The organism is Haloarcula sp. Atlit-7R, from assembly GCF_003666065.1.
Classification (GTDB): Archaea; Halobacteriota; Halobacteria; order Halobacteriales; family Haloarculaceae; genus Haloarcula; species Haloarcula taiwanensis.
On sequence record NZ_QXIK01000002.1, the window covers coordinates 341073 to 363195 of the forward strand.

Below are 22123 nucleotides of genomic sequence, written 5' to 3' on the forward strand. Positions count from 1 at the left end.
TTGCCATGTAGCACTGGCCGCGGTAGACTGATGCGGACGGCGCCGGACAGTTCGAGTATGAGTGGTGGTACCACAGTTCCCGAGGGCCGTGCGCTGTCGCCAGACGACTGGCCTCATCCGGCCGAGCGACGCTACGCGGACGCCCAGGCCCGCCTCACCGATCACTACGACCTCGGCGTCGAGTCCAGAATAACCGAGACGGAGGCGGCGGGTCGCGTTCACTATCTCGTCGGCGGGGACCCGGACGGCGATTCCGTGCTGCTCCTTCACGGCGTCGGAACGCCGGCGGCGACGTGGCTGCCGCTGTTCCCTTCGCTCACTGACGAGTACCGCGTGTACGCTCCCGACCGACCCGGGCTCGGCCTTTCGGCCGCTCCGAGCTACCGGAACCGGAACCTCCGGTCGTTTCTTGTGGCGTACCTGCTGGAGCTGCTCGATGCGCTCGCTATCGACCGACCACACGTAGTCGGCAACTCCCACGGCGGCCTCCAGGCGTTCCTGCTGGCTATCGACCACGACCGCGTGGACCGCCTGCAGTTGGTCGGCGCACCGGGCGGCGTCTCGCGGGCCTTTCCGCTCCTGTTTCGACTGCTGACGGTTCGCGGTCTCAACAGAGTCCTGCTGTGGCTGCTTACCCGCGGCGACCCGGTGGAAAACGCGAGGCAGTCGATGAAGCGAGTCAACGTTGTCGACACCGTAGCGATACCCGGCGTGTTCTACGAACTGCTTGCCGCCGGCCAAGACCTACCCGGGCGGCAGGAAAGCCAGCGGTCGCTGGCGACTGCACAGGGGTCGTACGGCCGCGCACACCCCCTCTTTGACATCCGGAACGAAATCAGGCGAATAGACCGTCCGACGCAGTTCGTCTGGGGAACGGAGGATGCTTTCTGGTCACCAACTGTCGGCCGTCCCGTCGCCGAAAAGATGGCAAACGCCGCGTTCCACGAACTTCCGGGACACGGCCATACGCCGTGGCTGGAGCCCGGTTCCGAAGTCGCAGAACTGGTTCGCGCGTTCTTCGATGGACAAGAGTGTGCAGGATAATACAATGTAAACAACCGCCCAGCCCCAGTCTTGTTTCGATTGTTATATCGGTCTCTAGTTACCCGGGTGCCGATACACCAAGGAGTCTTTTAGTAAACAGGCCATCTCTTTTGCGAGCATGGACCAGCTATCGTCGTGTTACTTCTGTGGCGGTGCCCTCGACGTTTCGCTCTCCGAATATCCGATTATCCCGAAATCGCTGGACCCGGGCACTGAGGAGCAGGGCACTGTCGTTCTCTGTTCGACTTGCCGGGAGAAGCTCGCAACTATCGTCGAACCGGCCGTCGAGGCAGCGAAGGCAGATGCCCGCGAGACAGCGGAACCGGCTGGCGATGCTGGGACCGACGAGCAGCCGGGACTGCTGGACGAGTCTGGAACACCGACGACCGACGAACCGAAGCCCACTGACGGCGTGGTCGAGCCGACCGATGACGGCTCGCTGCTGGGTGCCGACAGCGCGAGTCCGGCACAGGAACAGTCGGCGCAGTCGGCTGAGACGGCGGACACGGCGACGAAGTCGGATGCGACGGACACGGTCGCGCCGAACACCACGGACACGCAAACGGCGGAGTCGGCTGAGACCGATGACGCACCGGCTACCACTGAAACCAGAGACACTGATCGCGATGCGGACAGCGACGACAGCCCCTCGCTGACGAAACTGGAGTACAACAAAGTGATGCGCTTGCTCCAGAACCGTGAGATGCCGGTCGACAGAGGGGAAATCCGAGAAGTCGCGGTCAACGCCTACGACATCGACGGTGAGCAGTTCGACGCCATCATCGATGCCGCGGTTGACCGGGACCTCATCGGGCAGGACAAGGGCCGGTTGGTCGAATCGGACGGATAGCCAGACACCGGTAGAGAAAAGCATACCACCGGCCATCTCGAAGCCGGCGGTATGAACGCAGGCAACATCGCGACGCGTCTCGACGACCGACTCGACACCGAGGCTTACGCCGACATCGACGCCAGTCCGAACGGCCTGCAGGTCGGGCCGGCGAGCCAGCCGGTCGAGCACGTCGCCTTCGCAGTCGATGCGGCCGTCGAGACCATCGACCGCGCCGCCGACGCGGGTGCTGACCTGCTCGTGACCCACCACGGCATCGTCTGGGGCGGGATGGAGCGCGTGACGGACACCAACTACCGCCGGGTCGCACCGCTGGTCGACAACGACCTCGCGCTGTACGTCGCACATCTCCCGCTGGACGGCCATCAGTCGCTCGGCAACGCCGCCGGCGTCGCGGACCTGCTGGACCTCGACAACCGCGCGCCGTTCGGGTCGATGGGCGGCGAGCACATCGGCCAGCGTGGCTCCCTGCAAGAACCACAGACGATCTCCGAACTCGCCGAAACCCTCGAAGGAAATGTCGATACCGGCGGGCAATCAGTGCAGGTACTGGACTTCGGGCCGTCGACTGTCGAGGATGTCGCCATCGTCACCGGCAGCGGCGTCGACTGGCTGCAGGAGGCAGTCGAGACGGACGCTGACGTGCTCATCACTGGCGAGGGGAAACAGAAGGCCTTCCACGAGGCGCGCGAGCAGGGAATCCACGTCATTCTCGCCGGCCATTACGCGACGGAGACGTTCGGCGTCCAGTCGCTCCAGACTGTCGCCGAGGACTGGGGGCTTGAGACAACCTATATCGACTGCCCGACTGGCCTCTGAGGCGATGGCCGAGACTGTTTCGTACGAAGGTATCAAATCCGATTCGGACCTTATCGCCTGGTCACGGGGGTACTGTCAGCGAGTCCGCAGTGAGTATGGTGTTTCCGTTCGGTTCGACCTCGTTGACTGGGAGGTGTCACACCGGGCCAAGCGCCGAGCCGCTGCGGTCAAGCGGCCAAAGCTAGACGACGCCGTCGTTGGCGAGCGATACGACTGGAGCAGTATCGACGGGAGCGACGGCCGCCCGCTCCGGTGTACGGTGTCGCTGACCCGGGACGCGTTCTCGACCTTTGACAGGGACACCTGGGAGATGACGCTGCGCCACGAACTCATCCACGTCGAGCAGTACCAGCGCGACGGGACGACTGACCACAGCCGAGCCTTTCGAGAGCGCGCTGACCGGCTTGCTGCTGATGTCCACTGTCCAGTCTTCACCGACCCGAAGTACGTCCTCTCCTGCGGGGCGTGTGGCGGCCTCGTCGCCCGCCGCTATCAAGACTGCAAGCTTGTCGAGCAACGCCAGCAGTACCGCTCTGACTGCTGTGGGGCCTCGCTGAAATTGGGCTGATTACAGCAGGAACCTGATGGCCCAGAGAACGCCCATTCCGGTCACCATTGTCGCGAACACGTCCTCGGTCTGCCAGGCGACACCGGCCGCGAGCGCGCCGGCGACGAACTTGTCCGCGGCGAAACTGCTGGCATCGAGGGTCACGAACGACGGGAGGACAAGTGCCGCGAGAACGGCAGCGGGGACGAACCGTAACACTCGCTCGACAGCTGGCGGAATCTCGTCGAGCCGACCGAACAGCGCGATAAAGGAGAGCCGACAGGCGTACGTCAGTACGCCGATGACGGCGATTACGCCAGCGATCTCAACCGGGCCGTAGTTAGTCGCCATCGGTTCCTCCCGTGACGGATTCTGTGAGTACGCCAGCAGTGATACCAACGCCGGACGCGACGAGCAGTCCGAGGTTGAGTGGGAGCCCAGCGCCTACGACGGCGACGACGCCACCGACGACAGCGGCGATGCCGGTCGCCGCGTCTTCGATTGCCGGAACCAGTATCGCAAGGAAGACAAGCGGGATCGCGAATTCGAGGCCCCAGGCGTCGGGGACGCCAGTGCCGAGCAGCGCCCCCGCAATGGTCGTGACTTGCCATACGGCCCAGAGCGTCACGGCGACGCCGAGGTAGTACCACTTCCGGTCCGTCTCCCTGTCGGACCGGTAGCTGGCAACCGACAGCGCGTACGCTTGGTCGGTCAGCACGTAGGCGAGCACCGCTTTCCACCGGCTGGTGAAATCGCGAAAGTACGGCGCGATGGATGCCGAGTACATCAGCAATCGGAGGTTGATAACGACGGCCGTCGCGACAACAACCGTCAGCGGCGCGTTCTGTCCCAGCAGTTCAAGCGCCGCGAGCTGTGATGCGCCGGCAAAGACGACCACTGACAGCCCGACTGCGGCTGGCAGTCCGAGTCCGGTGTTGACCGTCGCGATGCCGGCAACGAGACCAAACGGAATAATACCCAGTAGAAGCGGCGCAACATCCCGAACACCGCGCCTGAACGCAGCAGTATCCATAGCGTGCTATCCAACGCAGGGGTGTCTAAGCCCTCCGTTTCAGCTGCGGCATGTGACGATAAATCAACACATAATCCGCACTCACCGTGACGAACCACGACGTTGAAACCCACCCGCACTCGACTGCACAGCAATGAGCGACCACACCGACGAGCGAGAGACGTTCCATCACGACCCCATCGGGCACGCAGAGGCCCGGGCCGGAATGACCGTCGGCGAACTGGCTGACAGCTACGGCGAAGCCGGCATCGGCGCGAGCGACATCCACGAGGCCGTCGACATCTACAGCAAGATGCTCAACGATGACGTGACGACCTTTTTCGGACTGGCCGGCGCGATGGTCCCCACCGGAATGCGGGCCATCGTCAGCGAACTCATCCGCGACGGGCACATCGACGTGCTGGTCACGACGGGCGCGAACTGCACCCACGACACCATCGAGGCCATCGGCGGCAAGCACCATCACGGCGAGGTCACGCCTGAGGGCCGAACTGAGCGCGAACACGACGAGACGCTCCGGGACGAAGGTGTCGACCGCATCTACAACGTCTACCTCCCACAGGAGCATTTCGCCCTGTTCGAGAACCACCTCCGAGACGAGGTGTTCTCGACGCTGGAAGACGAAGGTGCGGTCTCGATCCAGCGCATGACCGAGGAGCTCGGCCGGGCCAACAGCGAGGTCAACGAGCGCGAGGACGTGCCCGAGGACGCTGGCGTGCTGGCGGCGGCCTACGAGAACGACGTGCCGGTGTACTGCCCGGCGTTTCAGGACTCAGTGCTGGGCCTGCAAGCGTGGATGTACTCCCAGACCAGCGAGTTTACGGTCGACGCACTCGCGGACATGACACAGATTACGGATATCGCATACGAAGCCGATAGCGCGGGAGCGATGGTCGTCGGCGGCGGTGTCCCGAAGAACTACGTCCTCCAGACGATGCTCGTCTCGCCCGACGCTTACGACTACGCCGTCCAGCTGACGATGGACCCCTCGAACACCGGCGGTCTCTCCGGTGCCACACTCGATGAGGCCCGCTCGTGGGGGAAACTTGAAAAGGACGCCCGGAATGTCTCGGTGTATGCTGACGCGACGATTACACTTCCACTGGTCGTGGCCGCGGCCCGTGAGCGCCACAGTACGGACGCGTGATCGCTATGACAGAGGCGGCTACAGCCCTGATTGCCGCTGGATACGTCTACTGAGAAACATATATATCTCATATAAACGGTCTTTCACAACCGGTCGCCAACCGTACGTACCATGTCACAGTACATCGGTCGGCGGACGTTTGTTGGCGGGACAGCAGCGACACTGGCAAGCGCGGGGCTCGTGGGGAGCGCAACGTCTCAGGAATCGGATGGTACTGAAACAGCCACCAGTGACGCGGACGACAGCGAGCACGAAGCGATGACTGACGAGCCGACTCTCATCGCCCACCGCGGGTTTGCCGGTGTTTACCCGGAGAACACGAAACTGGCGGTCGAGGCGGCCTCGTTCGGCGGGCCGGGAACGCAGACGGCCCACCGGCGCGCCGACATGATTGAGGTTGATGTCGTGCCAACGGCCGACGGCACGCTGGTCACCTTCCACGACAACGGGCTTGCCGAACGCGACGGCGGCGAACGCGGTCTGACAGACACTGAGGGACTCGTCTTCAGGACCGACACCGATACCGTGACCAGCGCGACCGTTCTCGGCACTGGGGAGACGGTTCCGACGCTCGAAACCGTCATGGACTCGATTCCGCCGAGTGTTGCCGTCAATCTGGAGTTCAAGAACCCCGGCAGCAGTGACCTCCGCTTTGCCGAGTCGTTGCCGGACCAGACGCTGTCGACACAGAAAGAGCTGTGGCGACCCTACACCGAGCGCGCGCTTGACCTCGCCAGCGAGTACGACAACGATATCCTCGTCTCGTCGTTTTACGAGGCCGCAGTTGCGACTGTCCGCGACTACGATGACTCGGTCCCCGTCGCCTTCCTGTTCTGGGATAGCATCGAGGAGGGGCTTGAGGTCACCCGCCGCTACGACTGCGACGCGATGAACGTCCCCCGGAACATGGTTCAGGGCACGCCTTCCTTCAACGACGACAGCTACATCGAATCCGACTTAGGCGACATCGACCTCGTCGACATCGCTGCCGACGAAGACCGGGACCTGAACGTCTGGACAGTTAGTACGTGGTATCAGGCCCGGGAGCTGGTGCGGGCCGGCGTGGACGGGCTCATCTCTGACTACCCCAGCGTGCTCTCGGTTCAGGACTGACGAACGCCGATGCCGAATGTTGAAGAGGCGACCGGCCGACATCGCTAGTATGGAAGCACCGACCGGGGACGCAGGAATCTACGCCCGCGAGTCGTCGTATCTCGACCGGTACGTCCAGCTCGGAGAAGCCGGTGACCGGATCATCTCGCTGTCGTTTCCGTCGCAGCCGGAGGCCGACGCTGGCAAGGACCACGCCCTGCTCGACCGTATCGACGAGTATCTTCAGGGGACCGAAGACGACTTCGCAGATGTCACCGTCGGCCTCACGGTCCCGACGGACCAGCGCACAGTGCTCGAAGCCGTTCGAGAGATTCCTTACGGCGAGGACGCCTCCGTCGCACAGGTCGCTCGCATGACACCGGATCTGGACGCTGACGACGAGGCCGACCTCACACAGGTACGGGAGGCACTGGCCGCGAACCCCGTGCCACTGCTGATTCCGGACCATCGGGTTCGCGACGGGCCGAGTGCCGCGCCGCCGCCCGTCGAGCAGAAGCTCCGCGCTATCGAGGGGCTCTAGACCCAGAGCCGGTCGACGCCAAGCCCCTCGTGGACAATCAGTTCGAGGGCATTGACGAGATAGTGGGCGAGGACGACTGCGAGGAAGCTGTTTGTCGCGATAAACAGGCCGGCGAGTCCCAGCCCCAGCGTGCCGGTGACGACGATTCCCACACGACCCTGTGCGCCGTGGCCCAGCGCGAAGGCGACGGAGGCGACGATAGCCATCGCCCACGCCGGTGCGTTGAGGCCGGCTACGGGGACGCCGATAGCCGCCGCCCGGAACAGCAGTTCCTCGACGATAGCGATGACCGGCAGGACACCGCCCAGCAGTACAATCCAGCCGCCGGCCGAGTCCGGGGCGAGCAGTTCTCGCAGCGACTCGTCGAAGGCGACCCCGAAGCCGTCGGCGAGCGCGGCGGCGAGTTCGTTGCCCAGCCAGAACCCGACTCCCGCGCCGATACCGACAGCTAGCGCCGGCAGTCCAGTCGAGAGCGCGTCCGCAGTAATACCGAACGCACTGGCCGGGATTTCGAAGTAGAACGCCCCGGCGACTAGCAGGACACCGAACAGCCCCTGCGTGAATGCGACGTTGGCGAGCAACGCCCCGGTCGAGAGGTCACTCGGCGCGAGCGTGTCGCGCATCTGCCGCCGCTGGGCCGCGGCCCGCTGGGTTTCGAAGCGTGGGATGGTCGGATCTCCGTCGGGCATCGAAACGCTGTCGACTGTGGACGAGACGCCGCCGTCGGGCCGTACGGCTCCCTGTGAGAGCCGTGCGAGACCGAGCAGTGCGGTTAAAAGAAACCCCGTCAGGCCGACGAACGCGGCCCACTCGGGCATTTATTGGGGACTTGGACTGCCGCTCTGCCGGCCGACCTCGTGATCGAGCGCCTTGCCCGTGATGGACTTGAGGCGGTCGACCAGTGAGTCCTTCTCCGCTTCGCCGGCCAGTGCGACCTCCAGCACCTCGGAGATGTGCGAGACGGGGATGATTTCGATCATGTCCTCGTACTCGTCTTCGATCATCACGTCCTGCGTGTTCGCCTCGGGGATGATGACCGTATCGAGGCCAGACTTCGCGGCCGCCTCGATCTTGTGCGTGACACCGCCGACCGGGAGCACGTCGCCCCGGACCGACAGCGAGCCGGTCATGGCGAGGTTCTGCTTGATCGGAACGTCCTCTATCGCGGAGATAACCGCGGTTGCGACGGTGATAGAGGCGGAGTCGCCGTCGACGCCGCCTTCACCGGCCTGCACGAACTGGATGTGAACGTCCTTTTCGGAGATGTCCTCGTCGGAGAACTTCTTGATAATCGCGGAGACGTTCTGGACGGCCTCTTCGGCCATCTCCTTGAGCTGTCCGGTGGCGATGACCTGGCCGGGGCCCTGTGACGGGCTGACCTCGGCCATCACGGGGAGGACGATACCGCTGTCCTCGCCCATGACGGCGAGTCCGTTGACGCGCCCGACAACGTCGCCCTGGTTGACGGTGAGTTCGTAGTCCTTGCGGCGCTCGATGTAGTTGTCCGCGAGCTGTTGCTCGATGGACCGGGAGCGTCGTTTGGCCTGCAGGACATCGGCACGCTCGGTGCGTTCGCGGTCCTCGGCACGGGCGATGTCGCCGGCGACGCGGACCAGTCCGCCCAGATCACGGAACTTCAGACTGAGGTGGCCTTTACGGCCGGCACGACGCCGAGCCTCCAGAATGACCTCCTGAACGGCCTCCTCGGTGAAGTGCGGGAGCCGCCCGTCGTTTTCGACCTCCTGGGCGACGAAGCGTGCGTACTTCCGTCGCATTTCGGGGTCGTCCTCGATGGTGTCGTCCATGTACACTTCGTACCCGTATCCCTTGATACGAGAGCGAAGCGCGGGGTGCATGTTCTCCATCGCGTCGAGGTTCCCCGCGGCGATCATGATGAAGTCACAGGGAACGGGTTCGGTCTGGACCATCGCGCCAGAGGAGCGCTCGGACTGGCCCGTGATGGAGAACTCGCCTTCCTGAATGGCCGTCATCAGCTTCTGCTGGCTGCGGATGTCGAGCGTGTTGATCTCGTCGACGAACAGCACGCCTTTGTTGGCCTGGTGGATCGCGCCGGGTTCGACGCGGTCGTGGCTCGGCGTCTCCATCCCACCGGACTGGAACGGGTCGTGACGCACGTCGCCAAGCAGTGCGCCAGCGTGGGCACCGGTCGCGTCCTCGAAGGGCGCGGTCTTCTGGTTGGCGTTGTTGACCAGCAGGTTCGGAATCATCGCGTCGCTGCCACGCGAACCGTAGCGGAACGCGAGATAGATGACACCGGCCGCGAGAATCCCCAGCAGGACTTGCTGGACGAGGATCAGGGCGTAGCCGATGACGATAGCGATGATGATCCACATGAGGAAGGTCCGCATCTGATTGCGCTTGCGGGCCTCCTCCTTGTGGGCCTCAACAATCTGTTCCCCTTTGCCGCCGGGGACGGTGCGAACTTTCGGCTCGTTGCCGTCGTCGGGATTGTGGTAGACAAGAACGTCCTGCAGTTCCTCCCGCGGAAGCAGTTGGGACATCGCCTTTGCCAGCATCGACTTCCCCGTCCCGGGGGAGCCGATCATCATCACGTGGCGGCGCTGTTTGGCCGCCTTCTTGATCACGTCACGGGCGTGGTCCTGCCCGATGACCTGGTCGACGAGTCGGTCCGGGACTTCGATGTCGGCGGTCGACTCGATGTCGAGACCGCCGAGGAGGTTCTCCTCGTCTCCCTCCAGATCGGACTCGCCGTCAACTTGGACATCGCTTCCGAGTGTCGTTTCGGACGTTTCTCCCTCGCCGCCCCATCGGTCCTCGGACGGGTCGGATGGCTCGTCGGCTGAGGGGTCAGATGCAGGTTCGTCGGGGTCCTGTTTGGCCCCGTTAGTCGACGCCTCTTCCTCCCCAGCGTCGGATGCCTCCCGATCAGGGTCGGGAGTCGCGTCGGTGTCGGTGTTGTCGCTCATACAAACGTTGCTAACATACTCACGGAAGGCCTGTCGACTGATATACTTTCTCCCCGTGTCGGTTGTCGCAACACCCCTGAAAACGCAGTACAGCGCCCGAATTGGGCGGGGCTGTATTCCGGCAGTACCGCGTCGTCGGGTTTATCAAACCACCACACCCACTGAGGAATATGCGTGGGTTCTACATCGGTCGCTTCCAGCCCTACCACAACGGCCATCACTCGATGGTTGAGCGGATCTCGGAGGAGGTCGACGAACTCGTTTTGGGTATCGGAAGCGCCGACGATTCACACACCACACACGACCCCTTTACGGCCGGTGAGCGGATCATGATGATCACAAAGGCCGTCGCGGAGTACGACCTGACGACCTACGTTGTCCCACTTGAGGATATCAACCGCAACGCCGTCTGGGTGAGCCACGTCGAGAGCATGTGTCCGGACTTCGACGTGGCCTACTCGAACAACCCGCTTGTCGTCCGCCTGTTCGAGGAGGCCGGTATCGAGGTCCGCCAGTCACCTATGTTCGACCGCGACCGGCTGGAGGGCAGCGAAATCCGCCAGCGCATGATAGACGACGAGTCATGGCGCGACCGCGTCCCGCCGTCGGTCGTCGAGGTCATCGAGGAGATTCACGGCATCAAGCGCCTCCAGCACGTCTCCGACACCGACTCGCTCGAACGGTACGCCGCCGCCGACGAGTCGGTCGAGAAGTCCATCGAGGACTTCGACGACTGATGATTACGCTGAGTTCCGACTTCGGCTCGCCGTACCCCGCAGCGATGAGAGGAGTCATTTGCCGGGCCACCGACGCCCGTATCGAGGACATTGCCCACGATTTTCCACGGCAGGATGTCAGGGCGGCGGCTTTCTGGCTCACGCAGACGCTCCCGTACTTCCCGCCGGCAGTCCATTGTGTCGTCGTTGACCCGGGTGTCGGGACCGACCGGGACGCACTCGTCGCTCGCACAGGCGAGCACGCGCTTGTCGGTCCGGATAACGGCGTTCTCCTGCCGGTCGCCCGTGAACTGGCCGACGACAAGACCGACGGGACGGACGACTTGGAGGTGTTCACCTGGGACTACGACGACCCGGCGAGTACGACATTCCACGGGCGGGACGTGTTCGCGCCTGCCGCGGCGTCCGTCCACGACACCGGCGTCGACAACCTCGAAGCGCGGCCAGAAACTGCCCCGACTGACGACTACGTCGACCTCCGGTTTCCGGAGGCCGCTGTCGAGAGCGACGGGGCGACCGGCGAGGTGCTCGTCGTCGATGACTTCGGGAACGCCGTGACGAACATTCCCGGCGAGCTCCTCGCAAAGCGGTTCGGCGGGACGGCCGCAGTCGACGGCGGTGAGGCTCCTGTCCGCCGAGCCTACGCCGCCGTCGACCGTGGGCAGCGACTCGTCACCGTCGGCAGCCACGGGAACGTCGAACTTGCCGTCAACCGCGGTCGCGGCGACGAAGCGTTCGGTGTCAGTACCGGGGATAGTGTGGACCTCTCGCTGTAAGAGCGCATTACTGCTCGTGGTTTAGGGACGCCAAAATATCGGTGGTGTTAAGTCTTTTAGGTCACCCTAATCATCTGTATGCCACAGAGACGTGACTTGCTGAAGACAGTGGGGATCGCTGCGACGGGACTGCTTGCCGGGTGTCCCAGCCAGGGGTCGTCAGAATCGAACACGGCGGCGAACACCGAAACGACAGCACAGGAAGCGACCGCAGGCACAGACAGTAGCGGCGAAAGCGGCGTTTCGGTCGGGCCGATGACCGCTGTCGCGACTGAGTGGAATGTCTATCGGGCGCGGCTGTACGATGCTGTCGCGCTGGGCCGGGCCGGTGCGCCCGGTGCCGGGGCGACCGTCGCACAGAACATCTTCGCCCGCTTCGAGGGTGCGTCCGGTGAGTACGGTGCCCACGAACAGCTTGAATCTACGTCCAAGGCAGCATACGAGGGGTTCGAAGAGGCACTCGGCGCGGTCCAGTCGTCGCTGTCTGAGGGCGACGTGTCCGGAGCCGCGTCGGCCGCCAACGAGGCGTCAGGCCACCTCCAGACGGCCCAGCAGGCCGCTGCCGGACAGCGGGCTACCAGAGTGCTGGACCTGCTCTTGCTGGGCAGCCGGGCGAGCAATGCCGCCATGGCCGGGACCCTGGGCGCTTTCGAGGGGGCCGCCACTATCGCGGAGGAGACGATGACCGCGTTCGAGGACGCACTAGTCTACAGTCAGATTGAGGAGGCGGACGCGGAGTCGTACGAAGCCTTCGAGAGCGCACTGGCTGGCATCAGTTCCGCTGCGGGTAGTGAAGACGCGAGCGGTGTCACCGAACAGGCCCGCGCCGCGCTCGATGCGACCGTTTCGGGCGCGTATGCGCTGGTTCAGGAGGAGTCAGTCGCCGGCGCGGGCCACCTCGCAACGATGCAGGCCCGCGGCTGGGACGCGGCCGCGCTCGCCGCAGGCGGTGGTGCCGGGGCTGACTACGCCCACGCGACGACGCTGAACACGTACCGGGCTCGTGTCCACGACGCTGGGTGGCTGGCCCGTGCCGGGGAGCTGGACACCGCGGCGACGATGGTCGAGGACGTGTTCGCTCACTTCGAAAGTGCGGCCGCCCACGACGCCCTCGAAGAGGCGGACGGCGAGGCCTACGAAGCGTTCGAGTCCGGTCTGTCGGACCTCTCGTCGGCCATCGAGAATGAGAACACCGAGGGCGTCGCGTCGGCTGTCGAGACCGTCGACACCAACCTCGTCGCCGGCATCGAGGCGCTGGCCGGGGGCAACGCGCCGGTCCTCCAGTCGGGCTTCTTCAGAGCCCGCTTCGCCGACGCACGCGAACTGTACCGCCAGGGCAAGGCGAGCCGGGCGGCGACGCTCGTTTCGGACCTCTTCGGCCGGTTCGAGAAGAACCAGCTGGACTTCCACGAGACGCTGGAGGAGACCAGCGAGGACCTCTATCACCGCTTCGAGGAGGAGCACCTGGCGGGGCTCCAGTCGGCCTACGAGAACGGCGAGGACGACGCGGTCGGCACCCACCACGACGGTGTCCTCGCGGCGCTGCTGGAGTTCGAGTCGGCTCACAGCGCCGCCGTTGCCAGCGGGTCCGGCGCGACATACATGGCCGGCCTGACATTCGACGCGGCGGCGACAAGCACGCTCGGGAACGCCGACCGCGCGGCGTCGACTGCTCAGGAGGCGCTTGCGTTCTTCGAATCCGGGGCCGCCGGCTACCACGAGGCACTCGAAGATGCGAACGAGGACCTGTATCACCGCTTTGAGGACGAAGCGCTCGGGGGCGTCATCTCCGCTGCGAACGATGGCGGCGACGTGTACGCGGCTGCGAAGACGTTCTACGGCGCAGCCATCGAATCGGTGACGGCCGTCGTCGGGTCGAGCAGCGGCGAGACCGGTGCCGCGGCCGCGAGCATCGTCAGTGACGTGTTCGCGACCTTCGAGAACGCCGCGGTACACGACAAACTCGAGAACGCGGACGCGGCGGCGTACGAAGGCTACGAGGCCGCGCTGAACGACTATGTCGCCGGCCTGGAGAGCGGGTCGACCGACGGCGCGACCGCGTTCGCAGACGCCGCCCGGACCGCGGCCTTCGCCGTCGTCGGCGCTGTCGACAGCGCCCCGAGCGGGTCCGGCGGCCACAGCGGCGAGTCCGAGGAAACCGAATCGTCACTGTCCGGCGGCCCGAACGTCGTTGAAGGCGTTCCAGAGGATGCCGACCACGTCGTTGACATGCAGGCCGTGGCGTTCAATCCAGAGGAACTCACCGTCAGCGTCGGCGACAAGGTCGCCTGGAAACACGCCGGTGGCGAGGCACACAACGTCGTCGCATACGAAGAGGAACTCCCGGAGGATGCGACCTACTGGGCCTCCGGCGGGTTCGAAAGCGAGTCGGCCGCACGCGAGGGCTGGGAGAACGGTAAGGGGGCTGTTCAGTCCGGCCAGAGCTACGTTCACACGTTCGAAACGGCCGGCGAGCACGGCTACTTCTGTGTGCCACACGAGGCCGCGGGGATGGTTGGCACCGTCGTCGTCGAGGAATAACTGACACCTCTTTTTTTGGTCCGCCTAGAAACCGATGGCTTTTTGTGTTTTAGGGTAGCCTAAATAATTGTATGCCGGACGAACAGGCCACATCGAGGCGGGATATCTGTCGCCGTAGCGAGTCGGGTACTGCCGTCCCTGTCGTCCGCGCAAACGCCGCCCGACGGGAGGTGAGAGCCCAGGCCGTGCCCGCAGACTGACCTGTCAGTCTCGACCATCTTTCGCGGCGACGACCACCGTGGGCATAGCCCGTCGCCGCGCGCCACGAGCTTTTCGTGTCTGTCCCGTGGGCGTCTCGCCCCAAGGACGCCCCATTTCAGGTCCTTTACTGTGGACCACGCTGGAACACCGATTCTTCCTAGCGACCGGTGTCCGACGAATCTGAACTGGTCCCGGAATTTCGGGACAGGCGTTTTTGGTTCGCCAGCCCTGACATCGACTATGAGCGACGAGGAACCGGCGGAGAACATCAGCGGTGGTGCCGCTGGCGGCGGTCAGTCGGCCACGTTCGACCCGGAGACGGCGGGCACGCGGACCGAAGCCGTCGTGGACCGCCTCGGCGACCTGTACTGGCAGAAGACATACGGTGGCCAAGACGCCTTCGAATGTCTCGTCCGAACGATACTCAGCCAGAACACCTCCGACAAGGCAAGTCAGCCCGCTCACGACGAGCTGATGGCGCGGTACAGGGACGAGTCGGGCGACGGGGACCTCGCCCGCGCGCTGGCCGACGCCGACCAGCCCGAACTCGTCGAGACCATCTCCTCGGCCGGACTCTACAACCAGAAGTCCGAGCGCATCGTCGCCCTCGCCCAGCGTATCTGCGAGGAGTACGGCGGCGAGGACGGCTTCGACGAGTTCGTCAGGGAGGGCGACCCCGAGACGGTGCGGTCGGCGCTGCTGGACATGAACGGCGTCGGCCCGAAGACCGCCGACTGCGTTCTGCTGTTCGCCGGCGGCCGCGGCGGCGTGTTCCCCGTCGACACGCACGTCCACCGCATCGCCCGCCGGATGGGGCTGGCCCCGGCCGACGCCGACCACGAGACCGTCCGCGAGTACCTGGAGCGGGACGTGCCCGCCGAGAAGTGCGGCTTTGGCCACACCGCGATGATTCAGTTCGGCCGGGAGTACTGTAGCGCCCGCAAGCCGGCCTGTCTGGACGACCCCGACGCCTGCCCGCTGGCGGGCCACTGCGACCAGGTCGGCGTGTATCCTGCCTCTGGTGAGGTCGTTGACCCTGCCGAAGCGGAGTGATTTAGCCACCCGGATACGGGTGGGACTGAAAGGGGCCGCGCTATCGGCGAACCCCGACGAAGCAAGCACTGGAACGAGCGTAGCGAGTGAAGCGCGCAGCGAGTCGCGGAAGCCCGATAGCGCGGGGGCTTTCTGGCCGTTAGAAGGGACGATCTAAGAGAACCGGACTAAGAATACACTCCCTAGCAGTCATTCGCGGTGGCCCCAGCGCTCGCCGTCCTCGGCGTAGCGGGCGCTCACGATGCGGTTGAACTGCTCGTCGGACAGCGAGATGTCGGTCGCGCCGACGTTCTCGTCGAGCTGGTCGGCGGTGCGAGCGCCGACGATGGGGACGCAGGTGATGTCCGGCTGTTCGATGAGCCAGCGGAGCGCGACCTGGGCGGGCGTGGCGTCGAGTTCGTCCGCGACCGCGCGGAGTTCGTCGAGGACGTGCCAGCCACGCTCCGAGAGGTAGAAGTCCTCGAAGCGGTCGGACAGCGAGCCGCGAGCGCCCTCCGGCCCCTCGAAGGCCGTCGGGTCGTCGTCGTCAGTGCGCTCGTACTTGCCGGTGAGGAAGCCGCCCGCGAGCGGCGAGTACGGGCAGACCGCGATGTCCTGGTCGGCGCACACGTCGAGGTAGTCTTTCACGTCATCGCGGTAGCCGGCGTGAAAGAGCGGCTGTGTCACCTCGAAGCGCTCGTAGTCCTCCACGTCGCTCTTCCAGAGGGCCTTGGTCAGCTGCCAGGCGGCCATCGTCGACGCGCCGAGGTGGTGGACCTTGCCCGAGCGAACGAGGTCGTCGAGGGTCGACAGCGTCTCCTCGATGTCGCTGTGCTCGTCCCAGCGGTGGATGTAATAGAGGTCCAGATAGTCCGTGTCGAGGCGGTCAAGCGTGCCCTGTATCTGGGCGCGGATGTGCTTGCGACCGAGGCCGGAGTCGTTGGGGCCGGGCTCGCCGCGGCCGTCGAAGGGGAAGTACACCTTCGACGCGATGACGAAGTCCTCCCGGTCGTAGTCCTCCAGCCACTCCCCGATGTACTCCTCGCTGGTCCCGTTGGGGTTGCCGTAGACGTTGGCGGTGTCAATGAAGTTGATGCCCCGCTCCCAGGCCGCGTCCAGCAGGTCGTGGGCCTGCTCGCGGTCGGTCTCGACCACGCCGCCGGTCTCCCGCCCGAAGCGCCAGGTGCCGAAACACAGCTGTGAAACCGTCGTCCCGGTCGAACCGAGTCTGGTGTACTCCATATCGGGGCCACGTCGGGCGACCCGAAAAAGGGGCGCGGTCCCGGCGAGGGCCGTCCGGTACCCCTACGACCGCACGGACGCCGCGACGACCAGGCCGGTCACCAGCAGAAACGCCGTCAGCGCGAGGTTCGGCACGGTCAGGCCGAGTACCCGGTACTGTATCTGGGCGCAGCTAACCGCCCCGAGGCCGCAGGTCGTCTGGCTCACCTGCAGCCAGGAGTGGAAGGCCGCGACGGCGGCCCCCGGCACCGCGAGCGGCAGCGCCGTCCGGACGACGCCGGGGCGGTTCTCGACGGCGGCGACGCCGAGGACGACCACCAGCGGGTACATCAGGATCCGCTGGTACCAGCAGAGCCGGCAGGGCGTCAGTCCCAGTCCCAGCGAGAGATAGAGGCTGCCGGCCGTCGCGACGGCAGCGACGGCTGTCGCCGCGGCCAGCAGGAGCCGAGGTCGGTCGAAGGCGGAGCGCGGGTCGGCCACAGCAAAGCCGGCGGCGGCCGCCGAAAAAAGCGTTCCGAGAGCCTTTCTCGGCTCCCGCTTGGTCGGAGCGCCAGCGCTCGCTTTTTCACTCCTGCCGCCGACAGCCAGCGTATGCCCGACGATTCGGACCCCGAGGCGAACCTCGAACAGTGGAAATCGGCGATGCAGGAAGAACACGCCGAGGCCATCGCGAACCCGGACCCCGACGAGACCCACCGCATCGAGGGCGTGGCACAGGTCACGTATCGGGTGACCTTCGACTACGACGCCGCCGAGGACGCGCTCGAACGGGCCAGCGCCGAGGAGGTCGACGACCTGACCGACCCCGAACTGCTCTCCTGTGCGTGCGGGGTCCGCGGGATGACCCCCGAGGAGGCTCGGGAGCACATGGCCGCCGTCGAACAGGGGTAGGTAGCCGCCCGGCGTCTCAGTCGTGGATTGTGACGCCGTCTTGGTCGACCGAGATGTCGACCAGGCTGGTCACCTCGTAGTCGGTGTCGTCCAGCGCGGACTCGCCCTGTTTCCGGAAGACGACGACGATATCGGAGATGTTCGCGCCGATGCCGTCCAGCGCCTCGCAGATGGCGGCCATCGTCCCGCCGGTCGAGAGCAGGTCGTCGACGATGAGCAGGTCGTCGCCCGCCTCAATGTCGTTGATGAACATCTCCGACTCGGAGTAGCCGGTGGTCTTGTGCAGCGGGACCTCGTCGTCGAGGCCGTAGGAGCGCTTGCGGATGACCACCAGCGGGATATCGGTCTGTAGCGAGAGCGCGGTCGCGATGTGGATGCCCATCGCCTCCGGCGCGACGATTTTGTCCACGTCGAGGTCGGCTGCCCGCGTCACGCCGACGACGACCTCGCGGAGGAGTTCCGGTTCCAGCATCGGCACGCCGTTGCTGAGCGGGTGGACCAGGTAGGAGTACCCGTCCTTGTCGATTATCGGGGCCTCGTGCAGCGACTCGCGAAGCTTCTCCATGCCTCCGTTTCCCGAAGGGGGACAATAAACCGTTCGAGGCTCCGGCGTGGTGTGTGCCGCGATAGCGCACTGTGAGCCGGCCCACGAACTGCCACTCGGTCGCGGCGTCAGTCGGCCGTCGAGGCCGAGCGGTCCCCCGCCGTCTCGAAGGGGCTGTCCTCGATGACGTCCCGGGCGGTGTGTTCGCCGCTGATGAGGCACATCGGCATCCCGATGCCGGGGGTCGTGTAGGCCCCGGTGTAGTAGAGCCCGTCCAGGCCGGCGCGGTGGCCGGGGCGGAGCGGTCCGGTCTGGAACAGGGTGTGGGCCAGCCCGAGCGCCGTCCCCTGCGGGTCGCCAAAGCGGTCTGCGAATTCGCTGACACACGCCGTCTCCTCAACGACGATGCGGTCGCGGAGGTCCACGCCGGTCTGTTCGGCGAGGTCGTCAAGAATGAACTCCCGGTATTCTTCGCGGACCTCGGGACCGTCGTCCAGCCCCGGCGCGATGGGGACGAGGACGACGACGGCGTGGTGGCCATCGGGAGCGACCGTCTCGTCGGTCTGCGACGCGACAGAGAGATAGTACGCGGGCTCGTCGGGCCACGCTGGCCGGTCGAATATCTGCTCGAAGTGGTCGTCCCAGTCCGTCGGCAGGACCAGTGAGTGGTGGGCCAGCGGCTCCACGCTCCCCTCGACGCCGAGATACAGCATGAACGCCGACGGCGCGTAGGTCTGGTCGTCCCAGTATTCGGGGTCGTGGTCGCGTGCGGCGGCGTCGAGCAGATTCTGCTCGGTGTAGGCCGGGTTGGCGTTGCTGACCACGAGGTCGGCGGTGACGACGCCGTTCTCGGTAGTCAGTTCGAACGCCCCCGCCTCGCCGGCGATGTGCTGGACCTCGGTCCCAGTCTGAATATCGACACCGAGTTCGCGGGCGAGCGACCCGAGGCTGTCGACGACGCCGGCGATACCGCCCTCCGGGTAGAACACGTTCATGTTCAGGTCGACGTGGCTCATGATGCTGTACAGCGCCGGCGTGTTGTACGGGGCCCCGCCGAGAAACACCAGCGTGTATTCGAGCAACTGCCGGAGCTTTGGGTGGTCGATGTAGCGGCTGACGTAGTCGTCCATCGAGCCGAACAGCCGCGCCCGCGGCGCGAGCGGGAGGAGGTCGGTGTCGACGTAGTCCCGCAGTCGCTCGCGGCCCTCGTAGACGACCCGGTCCATCGCGAGGTCGTAGTTCTGTTCGGCCCGTTCGAGATACTCGGCCAGCGCGTCGCCGGCCCCGTCCTCGTAGGACTCGAACACCTCACGGGCGTTCTCTCTGTTGGGCCGAATCGTCACGCGGTCCCCGTCCTTCCAGAACACCCGGTACTGGGGGTCCAGCCGCTCCAGTTCGTAGTAGTCGCTCGGCTCGCGGTCGAAGTGGCCGAAGAAGCGCTCGAACACGTCGGGCATCAGGTACCACGACGGGCCGGTGTCGAACCGGAAGCCGTCGCGTTCGAGGACGCCCGCGTGGCCGCCGAGACGGTCGTGGCGTTCGAGCAGTCGCACGTCGGCCCCGGCGTCGGCGAGGTAGCACGCCGCCGAGAGGCCGCCGAAGCCGCCGCCGACGACGGTCACCGTCCGGTCCTGTGAGAGGGCATCACGCATAACAAGCGCTAGCGACTATTGCTGAAAAAGGGTTGTCTGGATTCTCAGGACCTCACAACAGACACTGTCATCATTAATCCACTGGGCCGTTCCCAGTTCTCTGGAATCGCTTGTTTCGTTTATTGTGAATATTTCCCTAGCTCGCGATATGGCAACGACCGGCCTGGAGTCCCTCTGGCAGCGGCATCGGGATACCGACCGCCATCCGTCGCTCCTGCTCTCTCGGGCGAGCCTGCTGGTACTCGCTGTCACGTTCGGGCTCCTCGGCGCTGCCGAGGTCAGAGTTCCGCTCCGGGCCCAGATGGTGGTGTACCTCGTCGGGATGGTCGCGCTCAATCTCCCCCACGGCGGCTACGAGCACTTCGAGAACCTCCGCCGCCGTCGCCCATCGTTTCGATGGCGCTACGTCGCGGTGTATCTGGCGGCTATCGGCGGGTTCGTCGGCCTGTTCCTCGCCGCGCCAGTCGCCGGCCTCGCGCTGGCGCTGACCGTCGCCATGGCGAAGGGTGGCCTCGGCGGCCTGCAGGTGCTGGAGGCCACGAGCGGTACCGCCCATCTCCAGACCCGGTTCCAGCGTGGTCTGGCAGCGGCCGTCCGGGGTGGCGCAGTGATGCTCGTCCCGATCGTGTTCTGGCCGGAGACGTTCCACGCGTTCAGTTCGTTGATGGTCGGCCTCGTCGAACCTGGTGCCCTCTCGTCGTACGCAGGGTCATTCGACACAACTCGGCTCGTCATCGGGTCGGGGTACGGACTCGCCCTGACGGCGCATATCGTGCTGGGCTACGTGCGCGGCGGCGGCCGCTCCTGGCTCGTCGACGCCGGAGAGTCGGTCCTGCTGGCGGCGTACTTCGCGTTCGTGCCGGTCCTCGTCGCCGTCGGCCTGTACTTCCCGTTCTGGTACTCCGCCCGGCAGGTGGCGCGGACGGCGTCCGTCGAGACAGAACCGGTCGGGGACGAGCGCTGGGACCTGCTCGGCGGCGCGGATGCCTCGACCGTCGCACTGCGCGCCTGGCTCGTCCTCGTCGTCGGGGCGCTTGCCACTTTCGGCGTCCTTGTCGCCGTCTACTGGGCGTTCCCGAACCCGCTGGGGACGGGCAACGCGCTTCCCGGCGCGGTAGCGTTCTGGAGTATGTTCATCAGTATCGTCGCGCTTCCGCACATCGTTGTCGGGTCACTCCTCGATCGGGGCCGAGGTATCTGGTACGTGCCGTGACGGCCCACTCCCGCGAAGGACTGCGACACCGACCCGCAGATGACTAGATTTCTGTAGCTGGCGGACACCCGGGACAGTATGTCCGAGTTCCGCCCCATCCCGACGACCGACCGCGAGGCCTGTCAGTGGATACTCCAGTACGCGTTCACGCCCGAAACAGGTCCGGTGACGCCGGACCCGGACGGCGACTGGCCGCCATCGCTGTTCGACCAGCGAGGCCTCTACGACGGCGACACGCTTCGAGCAGTCTGCAAACTGTACTATCTCGACACGACCGTTCGCGGCGAAGCGGCGACGGTCGGTGGCCTCGGCGCGGTCGCGACGCCGCCCGAGCACCGCGGGCAGGGATACGCCGCCGACCTCTGTCGGCACGCATTGCGTGAGTACCGCGAGGCGGATGTCGGCTTCGTCACCCTCTGGCCGTTCTCGACCCCGTTCTACCGCCGTCTGGGCTGGGGGACGGCGAACACCTACCGCCGCTTCGACCTGCCGCCGTCGGCGCTCCCGGACCACTCCATTGCCGGGCAGCTGGTCCGCCTCGACGCCGACGACTGGGAGCGGCTCCGTCGGGTCGAGTCTGTTGCAGCCGCCGGGACGGCGCTTTCGCTCCGCCGCTCGGAGGCGTGGTGGCGCGAGCGGACGCTCGCCGACTGGGACGGCGACGGCGTCCCGTACTGCTACGGCTACGAACGCGACGGCGACCTCCGTGGCTATCTCGTGTACACCGTCGCGGACGATGCTGCCCACACGCTCTCGGTTTCGAACTTCGCGGCCGTCGACGAGGAGGCCCGCCGCGCACTGCTTGCGTTCCTCGGGAATCACGGCGCGCAGGTCGAGCGCGTCACGCTCCAGTTGCCTCCCGACGCCGACCTTCTCCATCGCGTCGACGACCCCGGCGCGGTCGACTGCACGGTCGAGGCCGGGCCGATGGTTCGGCTTACCGACGTTGGGTACCTCGAACGTCTCGACTGGCCCGGGGGCGACCTCGACTGTACGCTCTCGGTCAGCGACCCGCTGCTGGACCGCAACGACGGCCTGTTCCGACTGTCTGTGAGCGGTGGGACCGCGACGGTCGACCCGCTCTCACCTGCCGACTCGCCAGCCGACGTGACCGTCGACATCGGGACGCTCTCCCAACTGGCGGTCGGAACACACGGGGTCGCTGCCGCTGAACGCCTGGCCGGGCTGGAGATACGGGACGCGTCCGCTCGCGATCCGCTCGCGGACGTCTTCGAGTCCGAATCCGTCTACCTAGGCGAGTTCTTCTGAGCGG

22 protein-coding genes are annotated in these 22123 nt (G+C 65.7%); 14 read left to right on the top strand and 8 right to left on the bottom strand.

Annotation, left to right across the window (positions count from 1 at the left end):
* The first annotated feature begins 57 nt into the window (after positions 1-57).
* From D3D01_RS05710 to D3D01_RS05725, 4 genes are all read left to right on the top strand, one after another.
* Complete coding sequence (locus D3D01_RS05710) at positions 58-1044, top strand: alpha/beta fold hydrolase (RefSeq protein ID WP_121511534.1); 987 nt, start codon at positions 58-60, stop codon at positions 1042-1044.
* 118 nt (positions 1045-1162) lie between these two features.
* Positions 1163-1894 (top strand): hypothetical protein, encoded by a 732-nt coding sequence (locus D3D01_RS05715; RefSeq protein ID WP_121511535.1) that lies wholly within the window; start codon positions 1163-1165, stop codon positions 1892-1894.
* A gap of 51 nt (positions 1895-1945) precedes the next feature.
* A complete protein-coding gene (locus D3D01_RS05720) occupies positions 1946-2713 on the top strand; it encodes a Nif3-like dinuclear metal center hexameric protein (RefSeq protein ID WP_101350818.1) in 768 nt (255 codons plus the stop codon).
* Positions 2714-2717: 4 nt separating this feature from the next.
* On the top strand, positions 2718-3281 hold the full coding sequence (locus tag D3D01_RS05725; RefSeq protein WP_121511536.1) for a transcription elongation protein SprT: 564 nt from the start codon (positions 2718-2720) through the stop codon (positions 3279-3281).
* On the opposite strand, the gene D3D01_RS05730 is transcribed toward D3D01_RS05725, so the two are convergent.
* Entirely contained in the window at positions 3282-3611 is a 330-nt protein-coding gene (locus D3D01_RS05730; protein ID WP_101350816.1) for an AzlD domain-containing protein, read from the bottom strand.
* Positions 3601-4293 (bottom strand): AzlC family ABC transporter permease, encoded by a 693-nt coding sequence (locus D3D01_RS05735; protein ID WP_121511537.1) that lies wholly within the window; start codon positions 4291-4293, stop codon positions 3601-3603. The genes D3D01_RS05730 and D3D01_RS05735 overlap by 11 nt, the downstream gene beginning before the upstream one ends.
* Positions 4294-4426: 133 nt before the next feature.
* On the opposite strand from D3D01_RS05735, the gene D3D01_RS05740 reads away from it, so the two are divergent.
* From D3D01_RS05740 to D3D01_RS05750, 3 genes are all read left to right on the top strand, one after another.
* Positions 4427-5440, top strand: coding sequence for a deoxyhypusine synthase (locus D3D01_RS05740; RefSeq protein ID WP_121511538.1), 1014 nt, complete (start codon positions 4427-4429; stop codon positions 5438-5440).
* 111 nt (positions 5441-5551) lie between these two features.
* Positions 5552-6553 carry a glycerophosphodiester phosphodiesterase gene (locus tag D3D01_RS05745; protein ID WP_121511539.1) on the top strand — a complete coding sequence of 334 codons (1002 nt, stop codon included), beginning with the start codon at positions 5552-5554 and terminating at the stop codon, positions 6551-6553.
* A 16-nt stretch (positions 6554-6569) separates the two neighbouring features.
* The gene (locus D3D01_RS05750; protein ID WP_101350812.1) at positions 6570-7073 is read left to right on the top strand and encodes an MGMT family protein; all 504 of its coding nucleotides are present in this window, start codon (positions 6570-6572) and stop codon (positions 7071-7073) included.
* Here the strand turns inward: D3D01_RS05750 and D3D01_RS05755 are convergent.
* Entirely contained in the window at positions 7070-7891 is an 822-nt protein-coding gene (locus tag D3D01_RS05755; RefSeq protein ID WP_121511540.1) for a CPBP family intramembrane glutamic endopeptidase, read from the bottom strand. The genes D3D01_RS05750 and D3D01_RS05755 overlap by 4 nt on opposite strands.
* Positions 7892-10021 carry an ATP-dependent protease LonB gene (gene lonB, locus D3D01_RS05760; protein WP_101350810.1) on the bottom strand — a complete coding sequence of 710 codons (2130 nt, stop codon included), beginning with the start codon at positions 10019-10021 and terminating at the stop codon, positions 7892-7894.
* A gap of 170 nt (positions 10022-10191) precedes the next feature.
* Between lonB and D3D01_RS05765 the strand changes: the two genes are divergently transcribed.
* The 4 genes from D3D01_RS05765 (at position 10192) to nth (ending at position 15329) form a co-directional block, all read left to right on the top strand.
* Positions 10192-10758 (top strand): nicotinamide-nucleotide adenylyltransferase, encoded by a 567-nt coding sequence (locus D3D01_RS05765; RefSeq protein WP_121511541.1) that lies wholly within the window; start codon positions 10192-10194, stop codon positions 10756-10758.
* A complete protein-coding gene (locus D3D01_RS05770; RefSeq protein ID WP_121511542.1) occupies positions 10758-11534 on the top strand; it encodes an S-adenosyl-l-methionine hydroxide adenosyltransferase family protein in 777 nt (258 codons plus the stop codon). Before D3D01_RS05765 ends, D3D01_RS05770 begins: the two co-directional genes overlap by 1 nt.
* Positions 11535-11612: 78 nt before the next feature.
* Entirely contained in the window at positions 11613-14075 is a 2463-nt protein-coding gene (locus D3D01_RS05775) for a DUF5059 domain-containing protein (RefSeq protein ID WP_121511543.1), read from the top strand.
* 441 nt (positions 14076-14516) lie between these two features.
* Positions 14517-15329: an endonuclease III gene (nth, locus tag D3D01_RS05780; RefSeq protein ID WP_121511544.1), complete on the top strand. Its 813-nt coding sequence runs from the start codon at positions 14517-14519 to the stop codon at positions 15327-15329.
* Positions 15330-15518: 189 nt separating this feature from the next.
* On the opposite strand, the gene D3D01_RS05785 is transcribed toward nth, so the two are convergent.
* Together D3D01_RS05785 and D3D01_RS05790 are read right to left on the bottom strand one after the other, a co-directional pair.
* Positions 15519-16550, bottom strand: coding sequence for an aldo/keto reductase (locus tag D3D01_RS05785; protein WP_101350805.1), 1032 nt, complete (start codon positions 16548-16550; stop codon positions 15519-15521).
* Positions 16551-16613: 63 nt separating this feature from the next.
* The gene (locus D3D01_RS05790; protein WP_121511545.1) at positions 16614-17030 is read right to left on the bottom strand and encodes a disulfide bond formation protein B; all 417 of its coding nucleotides are present in this window, start codon (positions 17028-17030) and stop codon (positions 16614-16616) included.
* A 111-nt stretch (positions 17031-17141) separates the two neighbouring features.
* Between D3D01_RS05790 and D3D01_RS05795 the strand changes: the two genes are divergently transcribed.
* A complete protein-coding gene (locus D3D01_RS05795) occupies positions 17142-17441 on the top strand; it encodes a hypothetical protein (protein WP_121511546.1) in 300 nt (99 codons plus the stop codon).
* A 16-nt stretch (positions 17442-17457) separates the two neighbouring features.
* Here the strand turns inward: D3D01_RS05795 and hpt are convergent, their stop codons facing one another.
* Both hpt and D3D01_RS05805 read right to left on the bottom strand, forming a co-directional pair.
* The gene (gene hpt / locus D3D01_RS05800) at positions 17458-18006 is read right to left on the bottom strand and encodes a hypoxanthine/guanine phosphoribosyltransferase (protein WP_101350802.1); all 549 of its coding nucleotides are present in this window, start codon (positions 18004-18006) and stop codon (positions 17458-17460) included.
* Between the two features lie 107 nt (positions 18007-18113).
* A complete protein-coding gene (locus D3D01_RS05805; RefSeq protein ID WP_121511547.1) occupies positions 18114-19637 on the bottom strand; it encodes an NAD(P)/FAD-dependent oxidoreductase in 1524 nt (507 codons plus the stop codon).
* Positions 19638-19785: 148 nt separating this feature from the next.
* Between D3D01_RS05805 and D3D01_RS05810 the strand changes: the two genes are divergently transcribed.
* Both D3D01_RS05810 and eis read left to right on the top strand, forming a co-directional pair.
* Entirely contained in the window at positions 19786-20850 is a 1065-nt protein-coding gene (locus D3D01_RS05810) for a Brp/Blh family beta-carotene 15,15'-dioxygenase (RefSeq protein WP_121511548.1), read from the top strand.
* A gap of 78 nt (positions 20851-20928) precedes the next feature.
* Positions 20929-22119 carry an enhanced intracellular survival protein Eis gene (eis, locus tag D3D01_RS05815; RefSeq protein WP_121511549.1) on the top strand — a complete coding sequence of 397 codons (1191 nt, stop codon included), beginning with the start codon at positions 20929-20931 and terminating at the stop codon, positions 22117-22119.
* Positions 22120-22123 lie beyond the last annotated feature (4 nt).